The organism is Streptococcus oralis, assembly GCF_024399415.1.
Classification (GTDB): domain Bacteria; phylum Bacillota; class Bacilli; order Lactobacillales; family Streptococcaceae; genus Streptococcus; species Streptococcus oralis_CS.
Map to the genome: position 1 here is coordinate 287,597 of NZ_CP029257.1, position 26,234 is coordinate 313,830.

Genomic DNA, 26,234 nt, shown 5'->3' on the forward strand with positions numbered 1-26,234 from the left:
ATGAAGAAAATCATTCTTTTCCTTCTTACCTTAGTAACATGTGCAGCAGTCTCTGGGGCTGCTGCAGATGATTTGAAGGATAACAGTCTGCAGATTGATGATTCCCGACTTGAAAAGAAAGAGGGATTGAAATTTGGTCTACAGTCTGAACAAACCAAGGAGCTTTTTAATGAAGCGACTCAAAAGAGGTTGCAGGACATGCAACAGCATCAAGAGGAACAGTTGATCACAGAAAGGGGCCAACTGTTTTCTGCTATACAGAGACCAGTGAAAAAATCTTCTGAAGAACAGTTGTTTCAGCCCAATGCTCAAAAAACAATCAAGTTCCAAACAAATATAGGCCATGTAGAAAAAGGTGGTCTGAATGACTTTCTTCCAGAGATATTCTATGTGGTGTTGATTTTCTTGCTTTTTGGAGCAACGGCAGTAATGAGTTATCGTGTGATGGTAGAAGGGATGGACTAAGTTTTTAACTAGTCTGTCTAAATAACTTAGAAAAGGATAAACCAGGCATAGGAGGCGTGTAAAAGGTGGAGCAACATATCAATATTACCCTACGTTTGAGAGAAAGAGATGTGGATATTCGCATTCCACGGCGAATTGAAGTGCGCCGGCTGGTGCGAGAAGTGGATACGATTTTTAATCCAGGTATCAAGCGAAAAAAATATCAATTAAGAATTGTCAATAAAGGTTTGTTGATTGATGAAGGGAAACATCTGTCTGATTATCCTATGACGACAGGAGATTTAGTAGAAATTGAGGAGATATAGGTGGCTGAAGAAAAATTTGAATTTGGTGGACAGTCGTTTGTCTATGAAAAAAATGAAACAAACTGGGAATTAAAACTCAAACGTTCAGATGTTGCGAGTCAAGATTTACGGGAACTGTTACTATTGGATTTGCATCATCCATTCTTTTTGGAGCAATCGATGGTGTCTGATGAGGATAGTGTCACCTTCTCCTATCAAGTCGAAGCTCATGGACTGACTTATGAGGAAATAAAGGAACGTACCATTTCGGAAAGAATCCGTTTGGCCCTAAACGTTTTTCGTCTAGAGGACGCCTTGGAGTTACCTGTGACTTTCCTTTTGCACCCAGTAAATCTCTTTATTACCAAGGATGCTCAGGCTAAGATTGCTTATCGTGGAATTCCTGGTCTGATGGTTCCTCAATCAATATCCTCAGAAGATTTTTTACGCCAGGCTAAATGTTTTACAGTAACACTATTTAGCGATTTGGATTTCATGGATCTTTATAATGGTTCCTTGGAATTAGAGACCTTGCCAGACTTCTTAAATGATCTATGTCAGGCAGATGATATAGAGGCTGCAGTAGCTGTTTTGGAGAAGTACTACACGGAGAAGGCTGCGAAAGAACGAGCAGACTTGGTCTTGGTTCCAAGTAGACGCCATCGTGTCTTTAAACTGGCAACGATTTGGTTAACAGCCAGCGTTGTCTTGTTGATCGTTCCACTTATCTATCTGATTTTTGTGCAAAATCCTTTCAAAGAAAAGATGTTGCAGGCAGATACTGCCTTTATTAAAGTGGATTATAGTGGTGTTATTACAGAATTAGAGAGAATTGATCCAGCTAGCTTGCCGAATACGCAAAAGTATGAGTTGGCTTACTCTTATATTCAGGGATTGGAATTTTCTTCTGAACAAAAGAAAGTCATCTTGAACAACGTAACACTCAAGTCAGATGAGCTTTATTTGACTTACTGGATCCAGGTTGGGCGCAATCGTTTTGAAGAGGCTCTTGATATTGCCAAACGGATTAACGACAGTGACTTGATTCTCTACGCTTTGACTCAGGAAATCAAGCAGGTTCGAGAAGATGGTAACTTGTCAGGGAAAGACCGTGAAAGTAAGTTGAATACTTTGGAAAGCGAGTATAAGAAATACTGGGATAGTCGAAGTGAGCTACTAACGAGTGAATCAAGCTCCAATGCTTCTACAACTCCTAACCCTCAAGACAAGGCTTCTGAAAGCAAACCGTCATCTGAGAAGAAACCTGTTCCAAGTAGCTCCTCTAGCAATTAAAGTAGACCAAGGAGAGAAATTATGAAAAAACAAATCATTTTCTACAGCCAAGGTCTACGTTATGAAGTAGAACTGAGTGCAGATAAGACGGTCTTGATCGGGGCGACTGAAAAGGCCCAAGTCTACCTTTCTCAACAGGAAAGACCGATTCAGCTCAAGGTCGATGGTGACGAGGTCTTTTATCAGTACGACGATGAAGCAGGACTCTTGAAAGATGGTCTGCGTTTGGGTGAGGTCGTCTTTTATCTCCGAGAAGGGGAGCCAAGGGTTTATGACCTTTTGGATTTATCAGAGTTTCAGATTGGCTCTCAAAGAGGTGCATTGATCACACTAGATGGAGATGTTGAACTCTTACTCCAAAAATCCCAAAATCAATGGAAGCTAACTCGACTAAAAGGCGCATTTTATCGAAACAATCATCTGGAACAAATGGACCAGCAATTGATTGGTTTTGGAGATGAGTTGAGTCTAGGGGCGGTGACGATCAAGTTCTATCCTGATGAAGTATGGGTCCAGGGTCCTGCCCAAGTTGGGCCACAACTGACTCTGAGAGAACCATCTCGATATGGTTTTTATGAAGATTATCCAGATTATCATCGTTCTCCACGGATCATCTATCGTGGCAGCGAAGATAAAATCTTGATCAATCCCCCAGGCCAGGAACCGGTTAAACCGAGCGATGAACTGTTAAAGCTGATCGTTCCTCCTCTGATGATGGTCGGAGTAACCGTCTTAATCACCTTAATTCAACCTCGAGGGATCTATATCCTTGCGACAGTAGGGATGTCCATAACCACAATGATTTTTTCTATCCGTGGTTTCATAAAAAATCGTAAAAAGTACAAGGCTGATAAGAAGGAACGGGTCGATCTCTATCGTCTTTACCTGAAAGATAAGGTCAAGGAATTGACTCGTCTGGAACGAGAACAAAAAGAAGGGATGCACTATCATTTTCCAACGATTTTAGAATTGACGGACTTGGTTGAGAGTTACAATCACCGGATCTACGAAAAGACTCCCTTGCATTTTGACTTTTTATACTATCGTTTGGGACTCGGGAAAATGCCGACTAGCTATGACTTGAAATACGGTCAACAGGAGCGTAGTGGTAAGAAGGATGCTCTAGAAGAAGAGGGTTACGCTCTCTATAGTCGTCACAAAAAGATCCCAGATATGCCAATCCCGGCAAACCTCAGCCATGGACCAGTGGGTTATATTGGACCTAGAAATCTCGTTCTAGAACAACTGCAACTTTTGGTGATGCAGCTAGCGACTTTCCATTCTTATCATGATGTGCAGTTTATTACGATCCTGCCTGAAGAGGAAAAAGAGCAATGGTCTTGGATGCGTTGGCTCCCTCATGCCAAACTGCAAGAACTCAATGTCCGCGGTTTTGTCTACAATCAACGAACACGGGACCAAGTTCTGAATAGTTTGAACCAAATCTTGAAACTACGCCGTAGTCAAAAGGAAGAAGCATCCCACAAGGAGAGCACCCTCTTCCATCCTCATTACGTGGTTTTAGTGACCGATGAGAAGCTGATTTTGGATCATATCATCATGGAGTTCTTTACTGAAGATCCAACGGAATTAGGCTGTTCTCTCATCTTTGTAGAGGATGTCATGAGTTCCTTGTCTGAGAACATTCAGACAGTGATCAATATCAAGGACCGTAATACAGGCCAACTGGTCATGGAAGAAGGAGTCTTGAAAGAGACGGACTTCCGTTTGGATCATTTCCCAGCAGATTATGATAAGGAGCGGATCGCCCGTACCTTGGCACCACTCAATCACCTCCAAAACCTGAAGAGTTCGATCCCAGATTCTGTGACCTTTATGGAAATGTATGGGGCGGAGACCTTTGAGGATTTGCAGGTATCGAGCCGTTGGAAAAAGAACGCACCTTACAAGAGTTTGGCTGTGCCAATTGGTTTGCGTGGTCAGGATGACCTGGTACAGCTCAATCTGCATGAAAAAGCCCATGGACCTCATGGATTGATCGCAGGGACGACTGGATCAGGGAAGTCCGAAACCATCCAATCCTATATCTTATCCCTCGCTGTTAACTTCCACCCTCATGATGTGGCTTTCTTGCTGATCGACTATAAGGGTGGTGGGATGGCCAATCTCTTTAAAAACCTTCCTCACCTCTTGGGAACCATTACCAACTTGGATGGTGCCCAATCCATGCGGGCCTTGGCTTCGATCAATGCGGAGATCCATCGTCGTGAACGACTCTTTGGAGAGTTCGAAGTCAACCATATCAATCAATACCAGAAGAAATTTAAAAACGGAGAAGCGACAGAACCACTCCCTCACCTCTTTCTCATCTCAGATGAGTTCGCAGAGCTCAAGGTTAACCAGCCAGACTTTATCAAGGAGCTGGTATCCATCGCGCGTGTCGGGCGTTCACTCGGGGTCCACTTGATCCTAGCTACTCAAAAGCCATCAGGTGTGGTGGATGACCAGATCTGGTCTAACTCACGCTTTAAGATTGCCCTTAAGGTGGCGGATCGTTCGGACTCGAATGAAATGCTTCATACACCGGACGCGGCCGAGATCACCCAGACAGGTCGTGCCTATCTGCAAGTCGGAAATAATGAAGTCTATGAGCTCTTCCAGTCTGCCTGGTCAGGCGCGGATTACCAGCCGGACAAGGACGATATGGGAATCGAGGACCATACCATCTACCTAATCAATGAATTGGGGCAATATGAGATCTTGAATGAAGACCTGTCAGGCTTAGAAGATGTGGATGAGATCAAGGAAGTTCCGACAGAGTTGGATGCGATAGTGCACCATATCCAGCTCTTGTGTGAAGAACAAGAAATTCCTCCAGTACCACAGCCATGGTTGCCACCACTTAAGGAGCGCATTACGCTAGACGAGCTGGAAGAAGTGCAACCGACAGTAGCCTGGGGACAAGAGAAACCACTCTCTGTCCTCTTGGGGATGGCGGATATCCCGCAGGCCCAGAAGCAGGAAGCTGTCTCTATCAATCTCTCCAAGGATGGTCATATCCTCCTTTACGGAAGTCCGGGTACAGGAAAGACCACCTTCCTTCAGACTGCTGGTATGGACTTGGCTCGCAAATTCAGTCCAAAGGCTCTTACCATGTACTTGATGGACTTTGGTACCAATGGTTTGGCTCCATTGTCCAAGCTTCCACAGGTGGCAGATACCATGCTTTTGGACCAAACGGAGAAGATCTCTAAGTTTGTACGAATCATGGAGAGAGAACTTAACCGTCGTAAGAAACTCCTTGCGGACTATGGTGTTGGGACCTTAGACCTCTACCGTCAGGCCAGTGGTCAGGAAGAGCCGGCTATTGTCATCCTCTTAGATAGCTATGAAGCCTTCAAGGAAGAAGCCTATGAGGCGGAACTCTTCAAGCTCTTGGTGCGTATCTCTCGTGAAGGTCTCAGTATCGGGGTTCACCTCTTGGTGACAGCTGGTCGCCAGACCAACCTTCGTGCTCAACTCTACTCGAACTTCAAGCACCAGTTGAGCCTACCACAGAATGAGGCAGGTGAAGTGCGAGCTATCGTGGGCTCTACACCACTTGCTATGACTATGGAAGATATCAAGGGACGGGCTCTCATGAAACGTGAAGAAGTGGATGTCATCCAGCTGGCACTCCCGGTTTATGGAGCCAATGACACCCAAGTCCTCAATAACCTGCGTCAGGAAGTCGCTTCCCTCCAAGAAGCCTGGACCGGACAGCGCCCAAGTGCCATTCCGATGGTACCAGAGGAGTTGACAGAGAAAGACTTCTATAGCCGAGCAAGCGTGCAGACTGCCTATGAACACGAACTCGTGCCATTAGGACTTGACTTGGAGACAGTTGAACCTGTTATATGGAACCTGGCTAAAGGAAATCTCCTTTACTTAACAGATAAAGAAGAACAGATGACAGCCTTGGTGAAACACATTGCTAAAGGGAAACAGAAGGTCATCGTCTTGGCACCGAAGTATCATAGTCTACCTGAAATGGAAGGTGTGACGATTATTAGTAACTCCGAAGACTATCTAAGTGCTATCGCAAGTATAGAGAAGCGAATTAATGAGCGTTTAGAGCAAAACGAAAGAGAGCACGTAGCAACAGTAGTTGTCTACAATTTAATTGAATTGGTGAGTGAATTAAACTCAGAAGCGCTTGATACATTGGCTTATGTCCTAGATAAAGGAATACGAGCTGGATATGGTTCAATTGTAATGAGTTCGCCACTAATCACCAAGCATATCGATGTGATCTCAAAAACTGCTCGTTCTTATAAGCAGGCTATTTTAGCACTTCGCTTAAGCGATCAATCAGTTCTGACAGTGATCAACAGACCTGTCCGAGAGTCACAGTTGGAAGAACAAGAACATTACTATGTGGCCGATGGGTTGGCAAGTAAAATGAAAGTATTAATGATATAGAAAAGGAGGAGAAATGGGAAAAGCAGCAATACAAGCTCAGATAGATGCTAAACGTGGAGAAATTACTAATTTGAATAGTCAAATTAGTCGATTGGAAGAATGTAAAAAAGCACTTACAGATTTTTCAACGGATATAGAATATGTACTTACGAGCAATGAACATATTGAAACGACCTATTATTTAGCAGGAACACCATATTTAAATGAAACCAATAATGAAGAGAAAATACTAAAAACAGCTAAACAAAAGCTTTCAGCAAAGAGTGATGACGTAGTGGCCAAATTGACTCAGAAAATTTCTGAATTAGAGACAGAGAAGTCGGGGATTAGCCTTAGTATTAGTTGGTTAGAAATTGAAAAAAGTCTAACAACGGAGGAGTAAAGTATGAGTGATATTATAAAAGTACATGACTTACCGGCCATAGCTCGTTATAGTTCGGCTGTTCAAGAGTTTTCAAAAGGTGTGGACTCGGCTTCTAAACAAACGATGCGTAAATTTAATGAAAAGGCAGGTAAAACAGGAGATTCAGAGGACAAAGGAGAGGCAATAAATGCTTTCTTCACTCGATTGAATACTTTACAGACCCAAGTATTTCAAGAGTATCCTACCACTATTACGCATTTTTCAACAGCTTTATCAACATTTGAAAATGCTGCTACAGCTGCCGGTTTCCAAAATAAAGCATGGACTCAACAAACTGGTAATGATTCTGTCTATAAAAAATTAGATGGCGTGGAGTCTGAACAATATGAGAAGATCAAAACAAAAGTCGATAATCTTCAAACGCTATTAAACGATGCTACTGCTGAACTAGGTATTGAATCAGAAGATTTAACAACTATTAAAACAACTGCGGGAGATGATTTAGCTAGTGCAGCGACTGCACGTCGTGATACTCATAACGCCTTGCAACAAGCACATGATACCTTATCAAAAGATACTACGGATGCAGAAGCAGAACTAAAAACTCTACAGACTAGAATAAAAAATGCCAGTGCAGTATGTAATATTCCGGCTTCTAGTATCTTAGCAGGAATTAAAAATGGTAGTCTTACTAAGAGAAAAATCAGTTATTTGGATAGTATTCAAACAGAAGCAGATGGACGTGCTTTAGGTGCAATACTTAATAAACAGCCAGGAGACATATTAAACGAAAAACCTGGGGATCTTAGTGAAGGATTTTACAGTATTGGTGCTCAGGAAATGATGGAGTGGATTGAATCAGGAGATGCAGCCACTCTGAACCATCTTTTAGACGCTATGGGGAATCGGGATTTTTCTGCTAACCAACCATTTTTGCTAGAGTTTCAAAAGGCTGGAGTTAGGCTAGGTGATACTCTTGAAAAGGTTATGGAAGTTCAATATGCTAAAGACGGCACTTTACAGAGCAACCAGATGGCAGCATATAATAAGCATCTTGCTTTGACGGATAAGTTTGTTAGTTTGATGGAATCTCTTTATGTAATGGAGATAGGACGGACAGAAACATCAAAAGGAAAATTAGCAGTTGGTGACAAACTATATGTCACCGAAACGAGAACAAAAGTTTCAATTTCAGATATATCGGATGCAACATTTTCATTTAAGAATACGGTTGATACAAAGAAAACAACCTTGGAAATGAATATAGGTGGCTACTCTTATCCAACGAGTATTAGCAATACAACCGAAACCAAGGTTTACAAAATGGAAGAATACGCAACCGCTATTGGAAATAATATGGCAGAGAAGCAGGCTCGGATCGGTGAACTTGAGAAATCTCGCGAAGAAGCGAATAAAGATATGCGTGCTGCAATGGGTAAAGCTATAACTTATGCACTGGTTGGTACTTTCATACCTGAAGCAGTTCCTATCGTCTCGATGATTGATGCTCTGGCTACCAGTGATTCTAAGGAATTCAGTAAAGAACTCTTTTCTGCGATTGATAAGGATATAACCGTTAAGGGGAAAGTTGTTGAAAGTGGTTTTACGAAGACGGGTCCATACAATATGGGTATTCAATTACCAACAGCAACCATACAAGCCTATTTGAAGTATGTCGATCAGTTAAAGGGATATGACTTGGAAAAAGAAAAGACACGCATTGAGATGGTGGATGACTTTTTAAATCGAGGGAATACCTATCTTTTCCAGAAAGATGGGAAGAGTTCAGTCGCAATTTCTCGCATGAGAACACATAATTTTTATACAGAGGTCCGCTTGAAAGAGATGGATAATGAAGGTCTTGTTCCTTATGTTGAATATGCGAAGTCGTCCAGCCATTATAAGGTGAATAGTACTAGTAATGATACAAGGGCAATAATCCAAGAAGCAATAAACAAAGAAAATCAACTTAACTCAAATTCTGTAACACCAGAAATGAGCAAGTATCTCTTAGGCGAGGAGACCGATCTTTCTCTAGTCAATATGAGCGTAGACCAGTTGAAAACGTATAAAAATGTATTGGAACATTTATCGATTTCTTCTGACCAAAATGCCAAACATGGCTATGAAGAATATCAGCTCTATCTAAATAGTAAATACTCAGGAGGAAGTCAATGAAACAATACAGGAAAAAAATACTAATCATTCTGGGGGTTTTAAGCCTTCTTGTTGTGGTTTCTGGAGGCTATCCTTTGTATCGCTATTTGACACATGATCGCTATAAAGTTTGGTCAATTGAAGTAGAACCAGCATCTCATGAATTTATAGCTGATAGACAGGGGCTGGTCATTTCTTGGAAAGAGACAAAGAATAGTAATGGGAAAAGAGATAGGGATGAGCCGGTTGACTATAGTTTGGTAATTCATGGGAGACGATTTATAGCCACAGAAAGTATCCGTTTAATCTATGAATCGGGAGATAATCGCTTTGATGTGAAGAATCTAAGTTGGGGGGAGTATTGGAAGATTCAGGTCTATGATACCAGTCAGGATGATTTGCCTCGTAAGGAGTATGATCTTTTGAAGGCTATTGCGGATTATGATGCTTCTTACTTTCCAGTTTCAAGTGCCTATACTCATTTTTTTGCTTACAAAGATCAGGAATACCGGACAGTCGTTCTCCAGAAAACGGGAGGTGAGGATCGTAAGGAAGTCCTCTTTAACATGGCAACAGGTAAACTAGAAGACATCCCTAAGGATGCCGGAAAGGCTCTAGAGAACAGAAATGTTAATATATTTAAAGAATTTACTAATTTAAAAGAATATTATGCAGGTGACCTTTTACATATAGACACTCCAATTAGTTTTTCTCAATCCGTAATTGAACAGTCTTCAGACTGGCGTTTGAAGGAGGAGTATCCTGCAGCCTATGACTTGATGACTAAGAAGAAAGGTGGGCTATTTTTCTTGACCAACGAGACAGATATCAAGCTTCTCTCTGATATATACAGTCTCTTAATCCCTAAGGACAGAGATTTGTTTGATAATCTAACAGTTTATGGAGAGGTGACCAAGGACGGGAAAGACCATGTGGTTCATTCCTATGAAGAGTTTATCAATGTCTTGAAACCAAAGGAGGAATTGAGCAATGTCCGTTAAACAGATCCAACCGATGCGAATTCAAAGTATTAAGGCAAGTATTAAGGTTTCGACAGATGAGATTTCAAAGGGGATGTCGACTATCATTGATGCACCGGTTACAAGTAATCTAGAGTCTTGTGCGGGTCTCGCAAAAACATGTATGGAAAATTTAGTAGAGACGGTAGACTCATTAGATGGCTTTATGAACAAGATTGCGGAAGCTTTTAAAAATATGGATACCGATTTAGCAGGATCTATTGAAACGAATGAGATTTATACAGTTTCACCAGAAGAGTATACAGAAAAGAAACGAATCCAACAGAAGATCTATGATGCCTCTGTTTATAATGAGCTCCCCTAACTATTCGCCACTTGAATCCATTTCAAGTGGTTTTCTTTTGCTTTTCTCATCTTCTCACGGTGTCACGCATATGGTATAATGGATTAAGAGTTTATAATCTTTGTTTATCAGATACAAACAACAAATATTCAGGAGGAAGTCAATGAAACAATACAGGAAAAAAATACTAATCATTCTGGGACTTTTTAGCCTTCTTGTTGTGGTTTCTGGAGCCTATCCCTTATATCGCTACCTAACACATGACCGTTATAAAGTGCGAACTCCTGAGGTAGAACCAGCTTCTTATGAGTTTCTAGCTAATAGACAGGGGTTGGTCATTTCTTGGAAATATGTCAATCATAGCAATGAGCAGGAAGCTAATGAAGAACCACTGGAGTATACCAGTGCAATTTATGGGAAACGTTACCTTTCGACAGACAGTAAACGTTTAATTTACAAATGGGACGATAATCGCTTTGATGTCAAGAATCTGAGTTGGGGGGAGTATTGGAAGATTCAGGTTTATGATACCAGTCAGGATGATTTGCCTCGTAAGGAGTATGACCTTTTAAAGGCTGTTGCGGATTATGATTCGTCATACTTTCCAGTTTCAAGTACTTATATTAATTTTGTCACATACAATGATCAAGAGTATCGTAAGGTAGTTCTCCAAAAAACTGGGGGTCATGACCGTAAGGAAGTCCTCTTTAATATGGAAACAGGTAAGCTAGAGGATGTTCCTAAAGAACTTGGGGTTGCTCTTGAGAATAGGTATACATATTTATTTAACCGTTATACAAGTTTGAAAAATTACTATTATAATGATGATTTTATAGATAACACTACCTGTCTTAATCTCTCACAATCTGTGATTGAACAGTCTTCAGATTGGCTCTTGAGGGAGAAATACCCAAAAGCTTATGACTTGATGAGTAAAGAAAAAGGAAGTCTCTATTTTTTAACTAACGAGACAGATGTTAAGCTTTTATCAGATATTTTTAGCCTCTTAATTCCTAAGGACCGTGATTTATTTGATAACCTCACGGTTTATGGAGAGGTAACTAGGGACGGGAAGGACCATGTGGTTCACTCTTATGAAGAGTTTATCAATGTCTTGAAACCAAAGGAGGAGTTGAGTAATGTCCGTTAAGCGAATTCAGCCAATGCGAATTCAAAGCATTAAGGCGAGTATCAAAGTTTCGACAGATGAGATTTCAAAGGGGATGTCGACTATTATTGACTCATCAGTCACAAGTAGTCTAGAATCCTGTGCTGGTGTCGCAAAAACATGTATGGAAAATTTAGTAGAGACGGTAGACTCATTAGATGGCTTTATGAACAAGATTGCGGAAGCTTTTAAAAATATGGATACCGATTTAGCGGGCTCCATTGAAACTAATGAGATGTATACAGTTTCTCCACAAGAGTATACAGAAAAGAAACGAATCCAGCAGAAGATCTACGATGCCTCTGTTTATAATGAGCTCCCCTAACTATTCGCCACTTGAATTCATTTCAGGTGGTTTTCTTTTGCTTTTCTATTATTACTCTTCTTGTAGTATCATTCATATGGTATAATGGGTTAAGAGTTTATAATCTTTGTTCTTCAGATACAAATAGTAAATACTCAGGAGGTGCTCAATGAAACAATATAGAAAAAAGATACTACTCATTCTGGGACTGTTAAGCTTTTTGGTTATAGTTACGGGAGCCTATCCCTTATATCGCTATTTGACACATAATCGTTACAAAGTATGGTCTATAGAAGTAGAACCAGCAGCATATGAGTTTCTAGCTGATAGACAGGGATTAGTCATTTCTTGGGCAAGGACAGCTAACAGTAATGATATAATAGATAGGGATGAGCCGGTTGACTATAGTTCTGCAATTCATGGACGACGATATATAGCCACAGAAAGTATCCGTTTAATCTATAAATCGGGAGATAATCGCTTTGACGTGAAGAATTTAAGTTGGGGAGAGTATTGGAAGATTCAGGTTTATGATGCCAGTCAGGATGATTTGCCTCGCAAGGAGTATGACCTTTTAAAAGCTATTTCAGATTATGATGCTTCTTATTTCCCGGTTTCAAGTGCCTATACTCATTTTTTTGCGTACAACGATCAGGAATACCGTACAGTAGTATTACAGAAAACGGGGGGCGACGACCGTAAGGAAGTTCTCTTTAACATGGCTACAGGCAAACTGGAGGATATCCCGAAGGATGCCGGAGAGGCACTTGAGGATAGAGATGTTAATATATTTAAACAATCTACGAGTCTAAAAAACTATTATACAGAGAATCTCTTAAATATAGGTTCTCCAATTCGTCTTCCACAATCGGTGATTGAACAGTCTTCAGACTGGCGCTTGAAGGAGGAGTATCCAGCAGCCTATGACTTGATGACTAAGAAGAAAGGTGAACTCTATTTCTTGACTAACGAGACAGATGTTAAGCTTCTATCAGATATATACAGTCTCTTAATCCCTAAAGACCGAGGCTTGTTTGACAATTTGACGGTTTATGGAGAAGTGACCAAGGATGGGAAAGACCATGTGGTTCACTCTTATGAAGAGTTTATCAGTGTCTTGAAACCTAAGGAGGAGTTGAAAAATGGTAGTTAAGCGAATTCAGCCAATGCGAATTCAAAGCATTAAGGCGAGTATTAAGGTTTCGACAGATGAGATTTCAAAGGGGATGTCGACTATTATTGACTCATCGGTCACAAGTAGTCTGGAGTCCTGTGCTGGTGTCGCAAAAACTTGTATGGAAAACTTGGTAGAGACAGTGGATTCATTGGATGGCTTTATGAATAAGGTTGCGGAAGCTTTTCAAAATATGGATACAGAATTAGCAGGCTCCATTGAAACGAATGAGATGTATACAGTTTCTCCACAAGAGTATACAGAAAAGAAACGAATCCAGCAGAAGATCTACGATGCCTCTGTTTATAATGAGCTCCCCTAACTATTTGCCATCTGAATTCATTTCAGGTGGTTTTCTTTTGCTTTTCTCTTCTTCTCTTCTCACGGTATTGTTCATGTGGTATAATGGGAAAGAGTTCTATGATTGTCTAAGAGAAAAATATGATGGGAGAATAGTCAGGTGAAAGCTAAAAAAATTGGTGCTATCTTTCTAATTTTGCTTGGTGTATGTACGCTTTTTGTATTTGGTATTCGAGAGTTTAAAAAGCAAGATTTATCTAAATATAAATATTGGATAGTAGATACAGAAATTACGGATTATGAATTTATTGAAAATGGTAGAATGATTACAGTTGATTGGCACAGTAACAAGGAAGTCAATCAACAAGTAAGTGTTCTTGATGAAAAGCCTAAGTTTGGCTCTCCCGGGCGAATAGCTGGTAGTCGTTTCCTTGTTTCCTATGCGGCGCGATTAAAAGCAAAATCTGCCTGGAGTGCAGTTCGAGATGATTTTCCTATCATAGAACAAAATTATCCAGATGAGGGAGAATATTGGAGAATAAATGTATATGACACTAAGGGTGAAAAGTTAGACAAGAAAGTGTTAGATGTATTTGAGATCACTAGAAATTATAATGAGAACTATTATCCTGCTTTTATATTAAATAAGTATTCGATAGACAGTATAGATGGTAAGGAATATCTAACGATTTCTTTACGGAAAAAAGAAGATACCATCACTGATGTCAGAGACGAATCCAAATTACTTAAGAGATTGATAGACTTAGAGACAGGAAAGATTGTAGATATTGACCCAAACAATCAAAAAAAGAATTCGCCTAAAATAGGACTTAGTTCGATAGATTCCTTTTCACAGCTATTTGAAGATCATGATTTTTATGTTAGCGATAATGCCCTTCATTTTTGGAAACTTGGAGATAATACAAAACACTGGCTCTTAAATAGAAAATACCCGAAATCTATGGAAATAATTTCTAAAAATCCTGAAACAAGCTATATATATAAACTTTCATCTAATGATGATTTGCAAACGTCCATAGATATGATAAAACTCGTTTTCCCAGAAGGTACCAATCTCTTCAAGAATATCACTATTCCAGCAGCTAGTTCAAAAGATGGACAGGAGCATCTGGTTCAAAGCGAAGAAGAGTTCTTACAATATTATAAATCCAGTACGGAGGAAGAATAATGGGACAAGGATATTGTTTCTGTTTGACAACAATTCCAAGACCGATTCCAAGACGACCGTAGGGAAAATCGGGAAGTCTGTAATCGGTGGTACCATTGATACCCTATCTAACGTTGGTCCTTTAGATGGTATGTGGCTAGGAGCTAAGATAGGGGCAAAAGCTGGACCACAGGGGCTAGTAGTTGGAACTCTTGCGGGCCTTGGTTTGGGAACAATTAATCTTGCGGGTTCTCTGTTTTTCCCTGATCAGAAAAAGGCTTTGTATGACGGAGTTAAAAATTTTGCTTATGGTGCTGTGGACGTGGTAGAATCGACGGTGGAGTCTATCGGAAATGGAATCCACCAGGGCTTGGAGACTGTCAAAAGTGTGGGCAAGAATGTTTCAGATTTTTTCAATGGTGGTCTGAAAGCGGCCTCATCCTTGTTTGGGTAATAGGAGAAAATAAATGGATAAGATACAAAAAGATATTAATGATGCACTTGAAACAGCACGAAGATTAAGCTTAGTAAAGGCGATTTTTGGACTATCTCTATATTCTCTTATGGTTATGATTGGTACGTCTTTACCGATAAGTTTATTTCGAATGGCTAGTGAAGCTGGGTATGACCCAGCTATTCCACTGACCTCAATGGTTACACAGCTAACATCAGTGGAAAAAGGGCTCATTCCCCCAGATAGTTTCTTTGGCTTTCTATTTTTTCTTTGTTGCGGTCATTTTACTTGTTTTTATATTATTTCTAAAAGAAATCGTATTAAAGCCTATTTAATGACTCAGATTTTTCAATTGTTTTTGCTCGTAATTACATATTATAGTTGGTTTGTAGCCATCTTGTATTTAATCCCTCTAGTAGCAATTCGTATCGTCTACTGGATAGGTTTTGTCTTATCACTGATTTACCTTATTTATATCCTTGTCACAAAGCAGCGCGCTAGCAAGGATTATTTCTCCTCAGAATATTATAAAAAATTTTTGAATGTCATTTTGTTCTTATGGTTGTTGATGTATGGAATCAATCTCTTCATCAACGGACTCAATCATTTCCTAGCGTATCTCTTGCTTGCTTTATTACCAATTTCACCTATTTTCCTAGGCCTATTTTTGGTATCATTTTTTAAATCCAATGTAGTAACGCTAGAGAACTTGAATACAGTCAATAAAAATCAAGAGAAATACCGTGAAGAGTATGGCTATACCATCGAAGAATGGTATGGAAAGAAGTCAAAAATGTACAAGGAACATATTAAAAAATCTAAAAAGAGATAAAGGTTTATAGATACTATTTCTAGTATCATGAAGCTAACCACCTGAATTCATTTCAGGTGGTTTTCTTTTGCTTTTCTCAACTTCTCACGTTATCTATCATGTGGTATAATAGAACAAGAACATTTTTTCTAGCGCCTTGAAAATTTTATATTATCGCTTGTTTATCTGATCTGCTATTTACAAAAAAATATCCTGTCCCTCGCTGTTAACTTCCACCCTCATGATGTGGCATTTTTGCTCATAGACTATAAGGGTGGTGGGATGGCCAATCTCTTTAAAAATCTTCCTCACCTCTTGGGAACCATTACCAACTTGGATGGTGCCCAATCCATGCGGGCCTTGGCTTCGATCAATGCGGAGATCCATCGTCGTGAACGACTCTTTGGAGAGTTCGAAGTCAACCATATCAATCAATACCAGAAGAAATTTAAAAACGGAGAAGCGACAGAACCACTCCCTCACCTCTTTCTCATCTCAGATGAGTTCGCAGAGCTCAAGGTTAACCAGCCAGACTTTATCAAGGAGCTGGTATCCATCGCGCGTGTCGGGCGTTCACTCGGGGTCCACTTGATCCTAGCTACTCAAAAGCCATCAGGTGTGGTGGATGACCAGATCTGGTCTAACTCACGCTTTAAGATTGCCCTTAAGGTGGCGGATCGTTCGGACTCGAATGAAATGCTTCATACACCGGACGCGGCCGAGATCACCCAGACAGGTCGTGCCTATCTGCAAGTCGGAAATAATGAAGTCTATGAGCTCTTCCAGTCTGCCTGGTCAGGCGCGGATTACCAGCCGGACAAGGACGATATGGGAATCGAGGACCATACCATCTACCTAATCAATGAATTGGGGCAATATGAGATCTTGAATGAAGACCTGTCAGGCTTAGAAGATGTGGATGAGATCAAGGAAGTTCCGACAGAGTTGGATGCGATAGTGCACCATATCCAGCTCTTGTGTGAAGAACAAGAAATTCCTCCAGTACCACAGCCATGGTTGCCACCGCTCAAAGAGCGAATCGCACTAGACGAACTGGAAGAAGTGCAACCAGCAGTAGCCTGGGGACAAGAGAAACCACTCTCAGTTCTACTTGGAATGGCAGATATCCCGCAGGCCCAGAAGCAGGAAGCTGTCTCTATCAATCTCTCCAAGGATGGTCATATCCTCCTTTACGGAAGTCCGGGTACAGGAAAGACCACCTTCCTTCAGACTGCTGGTATGGACTTGGCTCGCAAATTCAGTCCAAAGGCTCTTACCATGTACTTGATGGACTTTGGTACCAATGGTTTGGCTCCATTGTCCAAGCTTCCACAGGTGGCAGATACCATGCTTTTGGACCAAACGGAGAAGATCTCTAAGTTTGTACGAATCATGGAGAGAGAACTTAACCGTCGTAAGAAACTCCTTGCGGACTATGGTGTTGGGACCTTAGACCTCTACCGTCAGGCCAGTGGTCAGGAAGAGCCGGCTATTGTCATCCTCTTAGATAGCTATGAAGCCTTCAAGGAAGAAGCCTATGAGGCGGAACTCTTCAAGCTCTTGGTGCGTATCTCTCGTGAAGGTCTCAGTATCGGGGTTCACCTCTTAGTGACAGCCGGTCGTCAAACCAACCTTCGTGCTCAACTCTACTCGAACTTCAAGCACCAGTTGAGCCTGCCACAGAATGAGGCAGGTGAAGTGCGGGCTATCGTGGGCTCTACGCCCCTTGCCATGACCATGGAAGACATCAAGGGACGTGCCCTTATGAAGCGTGAAGAGGTAGATGTCATCCAGCTGGCTCTCCCAGTTTATGGAGCCAATGATACTCAAGTCCTCAACAACCTGCGCCAAGCAGTCGCTTCCCTCCAAGAAGCCTGGACCGGACAGCGCCCAAGTGCCATCCCGATGGTGCCAGAGGAGTTGACCGAGAAAGACTTCTATAGCCGAGCAAGCGTGCAGACTGCTTATGAAAACGGACTCGTGCCATTAGGACTTGACTTGGAGACAGTTGAACCTGTTATATGGAACCTGGCTAAAGGCAATCTTCTCTACCTAACAGATAAAGAAGAGCAGATGACGGCCTTGGTGAAACACATTGCCAAAGGGAAACAGAAGGTCATCGTCTTGGCACCGAAGTATCATAGCCTACCTGAAATGGAAGGTGTGACGATTATTAGTAACTCTGAAGACTATCTAAGTGCTATCGCAAGTATAGAGAAGCGAATTAATGAGCGTTTAGAGCAAAACGAAAGAGAACACGTAGCAACAGTAGTTGTCTACAATTTAATTGAATTGGTGAGTGAATTAAACTCAGAAGCACTTGATACGTTGGCTTATGTCCTAGATAAAGGAATACGAGCTGGATATGGTTCAATTGTAATGAGTTCGCCACTAATCACCAAGCATATCGATGTAATCTCAAAAACTGCTCGTTCTTATAAGCAGGCTATTTTAGCACTTCGCTTAAGCGATCAATCAGTTCTGACAGTGATCAACAGACCTGTCCGAGAGTCACAGTTGGAAGAACAAGAACATTACTATGTGGCCGATGGGTTGGCAAGTAAAATGAAAGTATTAATGGTATAAGGAGGAGAAATGGGAAAAGCAGCAATACAAGCTCAGATAGATGCTAAACGTGGAGAAATCACTGATTTAAATAGCCAAATTAGTCGGTTAGAAGGCTGTAAAAAAGCACTAACAGATTTTTCGACGGATATAGAATATGTGTTGACGAGCAATGACAATATTGAAACGACCTATTATTTAGCAGGAACACCTTATTTGAATGAAACTAACAATGAAGAAACGATACTAAAAACAGCTAAACAAAAGCTTTCTGCGAAGAGTGATGACGTAGTGGCCAAATTGACTCAGAAAATTTCTGAATTAGAGACAGAGAAGTCGGGGATTAGCCTTAGTATTAGTTGGTTAGAAATTCAAAAAAGTCTAACAACGGAGGAGTAAAGTATGAGTGATATTATAAAAGTACATGACTTACCAGCGATAGCTCGTTATAGTTCGGCCGTTCAAGAATTTTCAAAAGGTGTCGACTCAGCTTCTCAACAAACGATGCGTACATTTAATGAGAAAGCGGGGAAAACAGGTGATTCAGAGGATCAAGGAGAAGCAGTTAATGCATTCTTTGCTCGATTAAATACGTTGCAGAAGCAGGTATTTAACGAGTTTCCTACAACGATTACCCATTTTTCTACAGCTTTATCAAAATTTGAAGAATCCGCAACAGGTGCTGGTTTTAAAACAAAAGCATGGACTCAACAAACTGGTAATGATTCTGTATATAAAAAATTAGATGGCGTGGACTCGGAACAATATGAGAAGATCAAAACAAAAGTCGATAATCTTCAAACGCTATTAAACGATGCTACTGCTGAACTAGGGATTGAATCAGAAGACTTAACAGATATAAAAACAACTTCGGGAGATGATCTAGCTAGTGCAGCGACAGCACGTCGTGATACCCATAACGCCTTGCAACAAGCACATGATACCTTATCAAAAGACACTACGGAAGCAGAAGCAGAACTAAAAAATTTACAGACTAAAATTAAAAATGCTAGTGCAATTTGCAATATCCCAGCTTTTAGTATTTTAAAAGGTATTAAAAACGGTAGTCTTACTAAGAAAAAAATCAGTTATTTGGATAGTATTCAAACAGAAGCAGATGGACGTGCGTTAGGTGCAATATTGAATAAACAGCCAGGAGACATATTAAACGAAAAACCTGGGGATCTTAGTGAAGGATTTTACAGTATTGGTGCGCAGGAGATGATGGAGTGGATTCAATCAGGGGATAAGGAAACTCTCAATCATCTTCTGGATGCCATGGGGAATCGTGATTTTTCTGCTAACCAACCGTATTTGCTGAAATTTCAGAAAGCTGGGATTGGATTGGGTGAAGCTCTTGAAAAGGTTATGGAAGTTCAATATGCTAAAGATGGCACTGTACATAGCAACCAGATGGCGGCATATAATAAGCATCTTGCTTTGACGGATAAGTTTGTTAGTTTGATGGAATCTCTTTATGTAATGGAGATAGGACGGACAGAAACATCAAAAGGAAAATTAGCAGTTGGTGACAAACTATATGTCACCGAAACGAGAACAAAAGTTTCAATTTCAGATATATCGGATGCAACATTTTCATTTAAGAATACGGTTGATACAAAGAAAACAACCTTGGAAATGAATATAGGTGGCTACTCTTATCCAACGAGTATTAGCAATACAACCGAAACCAAGGTTTACAAAATGGAAGAATATGCAACCGCTATTGGAAATAATATGGCAGAGAAGCAGGCTCGGATCGGTGAACTTGAGAAATCTCGCGAAGAAGCGAATAAAGATATGCGTGCTGCAATGGGTAAAGCTATAACTTATGCACTAGTTGGTACTTTCATACCTGAAGCAGTTCCTATCGTCTCGATGATTGATGCTCTGGCTACCAGTGATTCTAAGGAATTCAGTAAAGAACTCTTTTCTGCGATTGATAAGGATATAACCGTTAAGGGGAAAGTTGTTGAAAGTGGTTTTACGAAGACGGGTCCATACAATATGGGTATTCAATTACCAACAGCAACCATACAAGCCTATTTGAAGTATGTCGATCAGTTAAAGGGATATGACTTAGAAAAAGAAAAGACACGCATTGAGATGGTAGATGACTTTTTAAATCGAGGGAATACCTATCTTTTCCAGAAAGATGGGAAGAGTTCAGTCGCAATTTCTCGCATGAGAACACATAATTTTTATACAGCGGTCCGCTTGAAAGAGATGGATAATGAAGGTCTTGTCCCTTATGTTGAATATGCACGCTCATCGAAGGAGTATACACTACGCAGTAAAGGTTCAACTCAAGAAATAATTCAGCAAGCGATTAATGAAGTTAGTAAAGAAAAAATAGATGATGGAGATGCCCAAATCTCTTCGGAGATGAGCAAGTATCTCTTGGGTGAGGAGACAGATCTTTCTCTAGTCAATATGACCACGGACCAGCTAGAAACTTATAAACGCGTATTGGAAAAGTTACCGATTTCATCTGACCAAAATGCCAAACATGGCTATGAAAAATATCAGCTCTATCTAAACAACAAATACTCAGGAGGAAGTCAATGAAACAATATAGGAAAAAAATACTAATTATTCTGGGACTTTTTAGCCTTCTTATTGTCGTTTCTGGAGCCTATCCTTTGTATCGCTATTTGACACATGATCGTTTTAAGGTGCGAACTCCTGAGGTAGAACCAGCTTCTTATGAGTTTATAGCTGATAGACAGGGGTTGGTTATTTCTTGGAAGCAAGCTAGCAATGGTGAGAGTCAGGGCACTAAGGATGAACCTATTGATTATGGCAGTGCGATTTATGGGAAACGTTACCTTGCTACAGAAAGTAGACGTTTAATTTACAAATGGGACGATAATCGCTTTGATGTTAAGAAGCTGAGTTGGGGGGAGTATTGGAAGATTCAGGTCTATGATACCAGTCAGGATGATTTGCCTCGAAAGGAGTATGACCTTTTAAAGGCTGTTGCGGATTATGATCCGTCATACTTCCCAGTCTCAAGTACCTATGTTCATTCTTTAGCTTTCAAGGATCAAGAATATCGTACAGTCGTTCTCCAAAAAACTGGGGGACACGACCGTAAGGAAGTCCTCTTTAACATGGCAACAGGTAAGTTAGAGGATATTCCACAGGAAGTTAGTAAAGCCATAGAAACAAGAATTCTTTATCTATTTCAAGAATTTACTAGTTTAAAGAATTATTATAAAGATGATATTGATAATTCGGATTATTCTATTACCCTCCCACCATCTGTAATTGAACAGTCTTCAGACTGGCGCTTGAGGGAAGAATATCCAGCAGCCTATGACTTGATGACTAAGAAGAAAGGTGAACTCTATTTCTTGACTAACGAAACAGATGCCAAGCTCTTTTCAGATATTTACAGTCTCTTAATCCCTAAGGACCGAGACTTGTTTGACAATCTAACAGTTTATGGAGAGGTGACCAAGGACGGGAAAGACCATGTAGTCCATTCCTATGAAGAGTTTATCAGTGTCTTGAAACCAAAGGAGGAATTGATAAATGTCAGTTAAACAGATCCAACCGATGCGAATTCAAAGTATTAAGGCAAGTATTAAGGTTTCGACAGATGAGATTTCAAAGGGGATGTCGACTATCATTGATGCACCGGTTACAAGTAGTCTAGAGTCTTGTGCGGGTCTCGCAAAAACATGTATGGAAAATTTAGTAGAGACGGTAGACTCATTAGATGGCTTTATGAACAAGATTGCGGAAGCTTTTAAAAATATGGATACCGATTTAGCAGGATCTATTGAAACGAATGAGATTTATACAGTTTCACCAGAAGAGTATACAGAAAAGAAACGAATCCAACAGAAGATCTATGATGCCTCTGTTTATAATGAGCTCCCCTAACTATTCGCCACTTGAATCCATTTCAAGTGGTTTTCTTTTGCTTTTCTCATCTTCTCACGGTGTCACGCATATGGTATAATGGATTAAGAGTTTATAATCTTTGTTCATCAGATACAAACAACAAATATTCAGGAGGAAGTCAATGAAACAATACAGGGAAAAAATACTACTCATTCTGGGCCTGTTAAGTCTCCTGGTTGTAGTTACGGGAGCCTATCCTTTGTATCGTTATTTGACGCATGAACGTTACAAAGTCTGGTCTCTTGAAGTAGAGCCAGCATCTTATGAGTTTATCGCCAATAGACAGGGGTTGGTCATTTCTTGGAAAGAGACCAGCAATAGTAATGGTAAGAAAAATAAGGATGAGCCGATTGACTATAGTTTAGTAATTCATGGCCGACGATATATAGCCACAGAAAGTATCCGTTTAATCTATAAATCGGGAGATAATCGCTTTGACGTGAACAATCTAAGTTGGGGGGAGTATTGGAAGATTCAGGTTTATGATACCAGTCAGGATGATTTGCCTCGCAAGGAGTATGACCTTTTAAAGGCTATTTCAGATTATGATGCTTCTTATTTCCCGGTTTCAAGTGCCTATACTCATTTTTATGATTATCATGACCAGGAATACCGCACAGTAGTACTACAGAAAACGGGGGGCGACGACCGTAAGGAAGTTCTTTTTAACATGGCAACAGGTAAACTAGAAGACATTCCTAAGGATGCCGGAGAACCTCTAGAGAACAGGAATGTTGACATATTTAGACAATCTACGAGTCTAAAAGACTATTATTCGGAAGCTCTTAGGAATATCAGTTCTTCAATTCGTCTTCCTCAATCTGTGATTGAACAGTCTTCAGACTGGCGCTTGAAGGAGGAGTATCCAGCAGCCTATGACTTGATGACTAAGAAAAAAGGTGAACTCTATTTCTTGACTAACGAGACTGATGTTAAACTGCTATCGGATATATACAGTCTCTTAATCCCTAAAGACCGAGGCTTGTTTGACAATTTGACGGTTTATGGAGAAGTGACCAAGGATGGGAAAGACCATGTGGTTCACTCTTATGAAGAGTTTATCAGTGTCTTAAAACCTAAGGAGGAGTTGAAAAATGGTAGTTAAGCGAATTCAGCCAATGCGAATTCAAAGCATTAAGGCGAGTATCAAGGTTTCGACAGATGAGATTTCAAAGGGGATGTCGACTATTATTGACTCATCGGTCACAAGTAGTCTAGAGTCCTGTGCTGGTGTCGCAAAAAGTTGTATGGAAAACTTGGTAGAGACAGTGGATTCATTGGATGGCTTTATGAATAAGGTTGCGGAAGCTTTTCAAAATATGGATACAGAATTAGCAGGCTCCATTGAAACTAATGAAATGTATACAGTTTCACCACAAGAGTATACAGAAAAGAAACGAATCCAGCAGAAGATCTACGATGCCTCTGTTTATAATGAGCTCCCCTAACTATTCGCCACTTGAATTCATTTCAGGTGGTTTTCTTTTGCTTTTCTCTTCTTCTCTTCTCACGGTATTGTTCATGTGGTATAATGGGAAAGAGTTCTATGATTGTCTAAGAGAAAAATATGATGATGGGAGAATAGTCAAGTGAAAGCTAAAAAAATTGGTGCTATCTTTCTAATTTTACTTGGTGTATGTAGCCTTTTTGTATTTGCTATTCGAGAGTTTGAAAAACAAGACTTATCTAAATATGAATATTGGATTGTGGATACAGAAATTACGGATTATGAATTTATTGAAAATGGGAGAATGATCACAGTTGATTGGCATAGTAACAAGGAAGTCAATCAACAAGTAAGTGTTCTTGATAAAAAGCCTAAGTTTGGCTCTCCCGGGCGAATAGCTGGTAGTCGTTTCCTTGTTTCCTATGCGGCGCGATTCAAAGCAAAATCCGCTTGGAATGAAGTGCGAGATGATTTTCCTATTCTGGAACAAAATTATCCAGATAAGGGGGAATATTGGAAAATAAATGTCTACGACACTAAAGGTGAAAAATTAGATAAGAAGGTGTTAGATGTATTTGAGATCACTAGAAATTATAATGAGAGTTATTATCCTGCTTTTATATTAAATAAGTATTCGATAGACAGCATAGATGGCAAAGAATATCTGACGATTTCATTAAGAAGAAAAGACGATATGATTACTGATGTTAGCGACGAATCAAAGTTGCTGAATAGATTGATAGACCTAGAAACAGGTAAGATTGTAGATATTAACCCGAACAATCAAAAAAAGAATTCGCCTAAAATAGGACTTGGTTCGATAGATTCCTTTTCACAGTTGTTTAAAGAACATGATTTTTCTGTTAGGGATAATGGCCTTCATTTTTGGAGACTTGGAGATAATACGAAACAATGGCTCATAAATAGCAAATACCCTAAATCTATGGAAATAATTTCAAAAAGTCCTGAAACAAGTTATATATATAAACTTTCATCTAATGATGATTTGCAAACATCTATAGATATGATAAAACTCGTTTTCCCAGAAGGTACCAATATCTTCAAGGATATCACTATTCCAGCAGCTAGTTCAAAAGATGGACAGGAGCATCTGGTTCAAAGCGAAGAAGAGTTCTTACAATATTATAAATCCAGTACGGAGGAAGAATAATGGGACAAGGATATTGTTTCTGTTTGACAATAATTCCAAGACGACCGTAGGGAAAATCGGGAAGTCTGTGATCGGTGGTACCATTGATACCATATCTAACGTTGGTCCCTTAGATGGTATGTGGCTTGGAGCTAAGGCAGGAGCACTAGGAGGACATCCAGTAGAAGGAGCTCTCATTGGTCTTGGTGTAGGAACGTTTAATCTTATCACTTCTGCAGTCGCACCGGAATTTAAAAAGTCTGTTTATGACGGAGTTAAAAATTTTGCTTATGGTGCTGTGGATGTGGTAGAATCGACGGTGGAGTCTATCGGAAATGGAATCCACCAGGGCTTGGAGACTGTCAAAAGCGTGGGCAAGAATGTTTCTGATTTTTTCAATGGTGGTCTGAAAGCGGCCTCATCCTTGTTTGGGTAATAGGAGAAAATAAATGGATAAGATACAAAAAGATATTAATGATGCACTTGAAACAGCACGAAGATTAAGCTTAGTAAAGGCGATTTTTGGACTATCTCTATATTCTCTTATGGTTATGATTGGTACGTCTTTACCGATAAGTTTATTTCGAATGGCTAGTGAAGCTGGGTATGACCCAGCTATTCCACTGACCTCAATGGTTACACAGCTAACATCAGTGGAAAAAGGGCTCATTCCCCCAGATAGTTTCTTTGGCTTTCTATTTTTTCTTTGTTGCGGTCATTTTACTTGTTTTTATATTATTTCTAAAAGAAATCGCATTAAAGCCTATTTAATGACTCAGATTTTTCAATTGTTTTTGCTCGTAATTACATATTATAGTTGGTTTGTAGCCATCTTATATTTAATCCCTCTAGTAGCAGTTCGTATCGTTTACTGGATTGGGTTTGTCTTATCACTGATTTACCTTATCTATATCCTTGTTACAAAGCAACGCGCTAGAAAGGATTATTTCTCCTCAGAATATTATAAAAATTTTTTGAATGTGATTTTATTCTTATGGTTGTTGATGTATGGAATCAATCTCTTTACTCACGGGCTTAATCATTTCCTAGCGTATCTCTTGCTTGCTTTGTTACCAATTTCACCTATTTTCCTAGGCCTATTTTTGGTATCATTTTTTAAATCCAATGTAGTAACGCTAGAGAACTTGAATACAGTCAATAAAAATCAAGAGAAATACCGTGAAGAGTATGGCTATACCATCGAAGAATGGTATGGGAAAAAGTCAAAAATGTACAAGGAACATGTTAAGAAGTCTAAAAAGAGATAAAGGTTTATAGACACTATTTCTAGTCTCTTGAAGCTAACCACCTGAAACAAATTCAGGTGGGTTTCTTTTGCTTTTCTCGTCTTCTCACGGTATCGCTCGTGTGGTATAATGGCATAAGGATTGTTCGTCATTTCAGACGAGTTTATGGAATTCAGGATAAGTTAGCAGGTGAGATGAGTATTTCTGTCAGTCTCCTATACACCTG

General features: G+C 40.0%; 24 protein-coding genes and 1 pseudogene. All 25 read left to right on the plus strand.

Annotated elements, in window-relative coordinates; genetic code table 11:
• The 25 genes and pseudogenes from essA (at nucleotide 1) to DG474_RS01630 (ending at nucleotide 26,029) form a co-directional block, all read left to right on the plus strand.
• Nucleotides 1–465, plus strand: a complete 465-nt coding sequence (essA, locus tag DG474_RS01510) for a type VII secretion protein EssA (protein WP_000720508.1) — start codon at nucleotides 1–3, stop codon at nucleotides 463–465.
• A gap of 65 nt (nucleotides 466–530) precedes the next feature.
• Entirely contained in the window at nucleotides 531–770 is a 240-nt protein-coding gene (locus DG474_RS01515) for an EsaB/YukD family protein (protein WP_000434883.1), read from the plus strand.
• Nucleotides 771–2,042 (plus strand): type VII secretion protein EssB, encoded by a 1,272-nt coding sequence (essB, locus tag DG474_RS01520; RefSeq protein ID WP_000796944.1) that lies wholly within the window; start codon nucleotides 771–773, stop codon nucleotides 2,040–2,042.
• Between the two features lie 21 nt (nucleotides 2,043–2,063).
• Entirely contained in the window at nucleotides 2,064–6,464 is a 4,401-nt protein-coding gene (gene essC, locus DG474_RS01525; RefSeq protein WP_255778489.1) for a type VII secretion protein EssC, read from the plus strand.
• Between the two features lie 13 nt (nucleotides 6,465–6,477).
• Complete coding sequence (locus tag DG474_RS01530) at nucleotides 6,478–6,846, plus strand: DUF5082 family protein (RefSeq protein ID WP_070567800.1); 369 nt, start codon at nucleotides 6,478–6,480, stop codon at nucleotides 6,844–6,846.
• A gap of 3 nt (nucleotides 6,847–6,849) precedes the next feature.
• Nucleotides 6,850–9,006, plus strand: a complete 2,157-nt coding sequence (locus DG474_RS01535) for a hypothetical protein (RefSeq protein ID WP_001279978.1) — start codon at nucleotides 6,850–6,852, stop codon at nucleotides 9,004–9,006.
• Nucleotides 9,003–9,986: a hypothetical protein gene (locus DG474_RS01540; protein ID WP_000816351.1), complete on the plus strand. Its 984-nt coding sequence runs from the start codon at nucleotides 9,003–9,005 to the stop codon at nucleotides 9,984–9,986. The genes DG474_RS01535 and DG474_RS01540 overlap by 4 nt, the downstream gene beginning before the upstream one ends.
• A complete protein-coding gene (locus DG474_RS01545) occupies nucleotides 9,976–10,329 on the plus strand; it encodes a hypothetical protein (RefSeq protein ID WP_049519867.1) in 354 nt (117 codons plus the stop codon). The genes DG474_RS01540 and DG474_RS01545 overlap by 11 nt, the downstream gene beginning before the upstream one ends.
• Nucleotides 10,330–10,471: 142 nt before the next feature.
• A complete protein-coding gene (locus tag DG474_RS01550) occupies nucleotides 10,472–11,458 on the plus strand; it encodes a hypothetical protein (RefSeq protein ID WP_000816347.1) in 987 nt (328 codons plus the stop codon).
• Nucleotides 11,448–11,801: a hypothetical protein gene (locus tag DG474_RS01555; protein WP_049519866.1), complete on the plus strand. Its 354-nt coding sequence runs from the start codon at nucleotides 11,448–11,450 to the stop codon at nucleotides 11,799–11,801. The genes DG474_RS01550 and DG474_RS01555 overlap by 11 nt, the downstream gene beginning before the upstream one ends.
• A gap of 148 nt (nucleotides 11,802–11,949) precedes the next feature.
• On the plus strand, nucleotides 11,950–12,933 hold the full coding sequence (locus DG474_RS01560) for a hypothetical protein (protein WP_247936413.1): 984 nt from the start codon (nucleotides 11,950–11,952) through the stop codon (nucleotides 12,931–12,933).
• Entirely contained in the window at nucleotides 12,923–13,276 is a 354-nt protein-coding gene (locus tag DG474_RS01565) for a hypothetical protein (protein ID WP_247936412.1), read from the plus strand. The genes DG474_RS01560 and DG474_RS01565 overlap by 11 nt, the downstream gene beginning before the upstream one ends.
• Before the next feature lie 138 nt (nucleotides 13,277–13,414).
• Entirely contained in the window at nucleotides 13,415–14,443 is a 1,029-nt protein-coding gene (locus DG474_RS01570) for a hypothetical protein (protein WP_247936411.1), read from the plus strand.
• 13 nt (nucleotides 14,444–14,456) lie between these two features.
• Nucleotides 14,457–14,876, plus strand: coding sequence for a hypothetical protein (locus DG474_RS01575; protein WP_225904235.1), 420 nt, complete (start codon nucleotides 14,457–14,459; stop codon nucleotides 14,874–14,876).
• A 13-nt stretch (nucleotides 14,877–14,889) separates the two neighbouring features.
• Nucleotides 14,890–15,708: a hypothetical protein gene (locus DG474_RS01580; RefSeq protein WP_255778494.1), complete on the plus strand. Its 819-nt coding sequence runs from the start codon at nucleotides 14,890–14,892 to the stop codon at nucleotides 15,706–15,708.
• A 177-nt stretch (nucleotides 15,709–15,885) separates the two neighbouring features.
• Nucleotides 15,886–18,273 (plus strand): annotated as a pseudogene (gene essC, locus DG474_RS01585) (type VII secretion protein EssC); the annotation flags it as partial.
• 9 nt (nucleotides 18,274–18,282) lie between these two features.
• Nucleotides 18,283–18,651 (plus strand): DUF5082 family protein, encoded by a 369-nt coding sequence (locus DG474_RS01590; RefSeq protein WP_000513530.1) that lies wholly within the window; start codon nucleotides 18,283–18,285, stop codon nucleotides 18,649–18,651.
• Nucleotides 18,652–18,654: 3 nt separating this feature from the next.
• Nucleotides 18,655–20,820 (plus strand): hypothetical protein, encoded by a 2,166-nt coding sequence (locus tag DG474_RS01595; RefSeq protein WP_255778495.1) that lies wholly within the window; start codon nucleotides 18,655–18,657, stop codon nucleotides 20,818–20,820.
• A complete protein-coding gene (locus DG474_RS01600) occupies nucleotides 20,817–21,800 on the plus strand; it encodes a hypothetical protein (protein ID WP_215805039.1) in 984 nt (327 codons plus the stop codon). The genes DG474_RS01595 and DG474_RS01600 overlap by 4 nt, the downstream gene beginning before the upstream one ends.
• A complete protein-coding gene (locus tag DG474_RS01605; protein WP_070683547.1) occupies nucleotides 21,790–22,143 on the plus strand; it encodes a hypothetical protein in 354 nt (117 codons plus the stop codon). The genes DG474_RS01600 and DG474_RS01605 overlap by 11 nt, the downstream gene beginning before the upstream one ends.
• Before the next feature lie 142 nt (nucleotides 22,144–22,285).
• Nucleotides 22,286–23,269, plus strand: coding sequence for a hypothetical protein (locus DG474_RS01610; RefSeq protein WP_255778497.1), 984 nt, complete (start codon nucleotides 22,286–22,288; stop codon nucleotides 23,267–23,269).
• The gene (locus DG474_RS01615; RefSeq protein ID WP_000260585.1) at nucleotides 23,259–23,612 is read left to right on the plus strand and encodes a hypothetical protein; all 354 of its coding nucleotides are present in this window, start codon (nucleotides 23,259–23,261) and stop codon (nucleotides 23,610–23,612) included. Before DG474_RS01610 ends, DG474_RS01615 begins: the two co-directional genes overlap by 11 nt.
• A gap of 141 nt (nucleotides 23,613–23,753) precedes the next feature.
• Nucleotides 23,754–24,782, plus strand: a complete 1,029-nt coding sequence (locus DG474_RS01620; protein ID WP_000644799.1) for a hypothetical protein — start codon at nucleotides 23,754–23,756, stop codon at nucleotides 24,780–24,782.
• Between the two features lie 13 nt (nucleotides 24,783–24,795).
• Nucleotides 24,796–25,197 (plus strand): hypothetical protein, encoded by a 402-nt coding sequence (locus DG474_RS01625; RefSeq protein ID WP_033605410.1) that lies wholly within the window; start codon nucleotides 24,796–24,798, stop codon nucleotides 25,195–25,197.
• 13 nt (nucleotides 25,198–25,210) lie between these two features.
• Nucleotides 25,211–26,029 carry a hypothetical protein gene (locus DG474_RS01630; protein ID WP_000357944.1) on the plus strand — a complete coding sequence of 273 codons (819 nt, stop codon included), beginning with the start codon at nucleotides 25,211–25,213 and terminating at the stop codon, nucleotides 26,027–26,029.
• The last annotated feature ends 205 nt before the right edge of the window (nucleotides 26,030–26,234 follow it).

Coding starts and splice junctions, on each gene's coding strand:
- DG474_RS01530 (WP_070567800.1), top strand. CDS start 6,478: ATGGGAAAAGCAGCAATACAAGCTCAGATAGATGCTAAACGTGGAGAA.
- essA (WP_000720508.1), top strand. CDS start 1: ATGAAGAAAATCATTCTTTTCCTTCTTACCTTAGTAACATGTGCAGCA.
- DG474_RS01600 (WP_215805039.1), top strand. CDS start 20,817: ATGAAACAATATAGGAAAAAAATACTAATTATTCTGGGACTTTTTAGC.
- DG474_RS01605 (WP_070683547.1), top strand. CDS start 21,790: ATGTCAGTTAAACAGATCCAACCGATGCGAATTCAAAGTATTAAGGCA.
- DG474_RS01550 (WP_000816347.1), top strand. CDS start 10,472: ATGAAACAATACAGGAAAAAAATACTAATCATTCTGGGACTTTTTAGC.
- DG474_RS01540 (WP_000816351.1), top strand. CDS start 9,003: ATGAAACAATACAGGAAAAAAATACTAATCATTCTGGGGGTTTTAAGC.
- DG474_RS01610 (WP_255778497.1), top strand. CDS start 22,286: ATGAAACAATACAGGGAAAAAATACTACTCATTCTGGGCCTGTTAAGT.
- DG474_RS01560 (WP_247936413.1), top strand. CDS start 11,950: ATGAAACAATATAGAAAAAAGATACTACTCATTCTGGGACTGTTAAGC.
- DG474_RS01595 (WP_255778495.1), top strand. CDS start 18,655: ATGAGTGATATTATAAAAGTACATGACTTACCAGCGATAGCTCGTTAT.
- DG474_RS01630 (WP_000357944.1), top strand. CDS start 25,211: ATGGATAAGATACAAAAAGATATTAATGATGCACTTGAAACAGCACGA.
- DG474_RS01545 (WP_049519867.1), top strand. CDS start 9,976: ATGTCCGTTAAACAGATCCAACCGATGCGAATTCAAAGTATTAAGGCA.
- DG474_RS01590 (WP_000513530.1), top strand. CDS start 18,283: ATGGGAAAAGCAGCAATACAAGCTCAGATAGATGCTAAACGTGGAGAA.
- DG474_RS01565 (WP_247936412.1), top strand. CDS start 12,923: ATGGTAGTTAAGCGAATTCAGCCAATGCGAATTCAAAGCATTAAGGCG.
- DG474_RS01555 (WP_049519866.1), top strand. CDS start 11,448: ATGTCCGTTAAGCGAATTCAGCCAATGCGAATTCAAAGCATTAAGGCG.
- DG474_RS01535 (WP_001279978.1), top strand. CDS start 6,850: ATGAGTGATATTATAAAAGTACATGACTTACCGGCCATAGCTCGTTAT.
- DG474_RS01580 (WP_255778494.1), top strand. CDS start 14,890: ATGGATAAGATACAAAAAGATATTAATGATGCACTTGAAACAGCACGA.
- essC (WP_255778489.1), top strand. CDS start 2,064: ATGAAAAAACAAATCATTTTCTACAGCCAAGGTCTACGTTATGAAGTA.
- DG474_RS01615 (WP_000260585.1), top strand. CDS start 23,259: ATGGTAGTTAAGCGAATTCAGCCAATGCGAATTCAAAGCATTAAGGCG.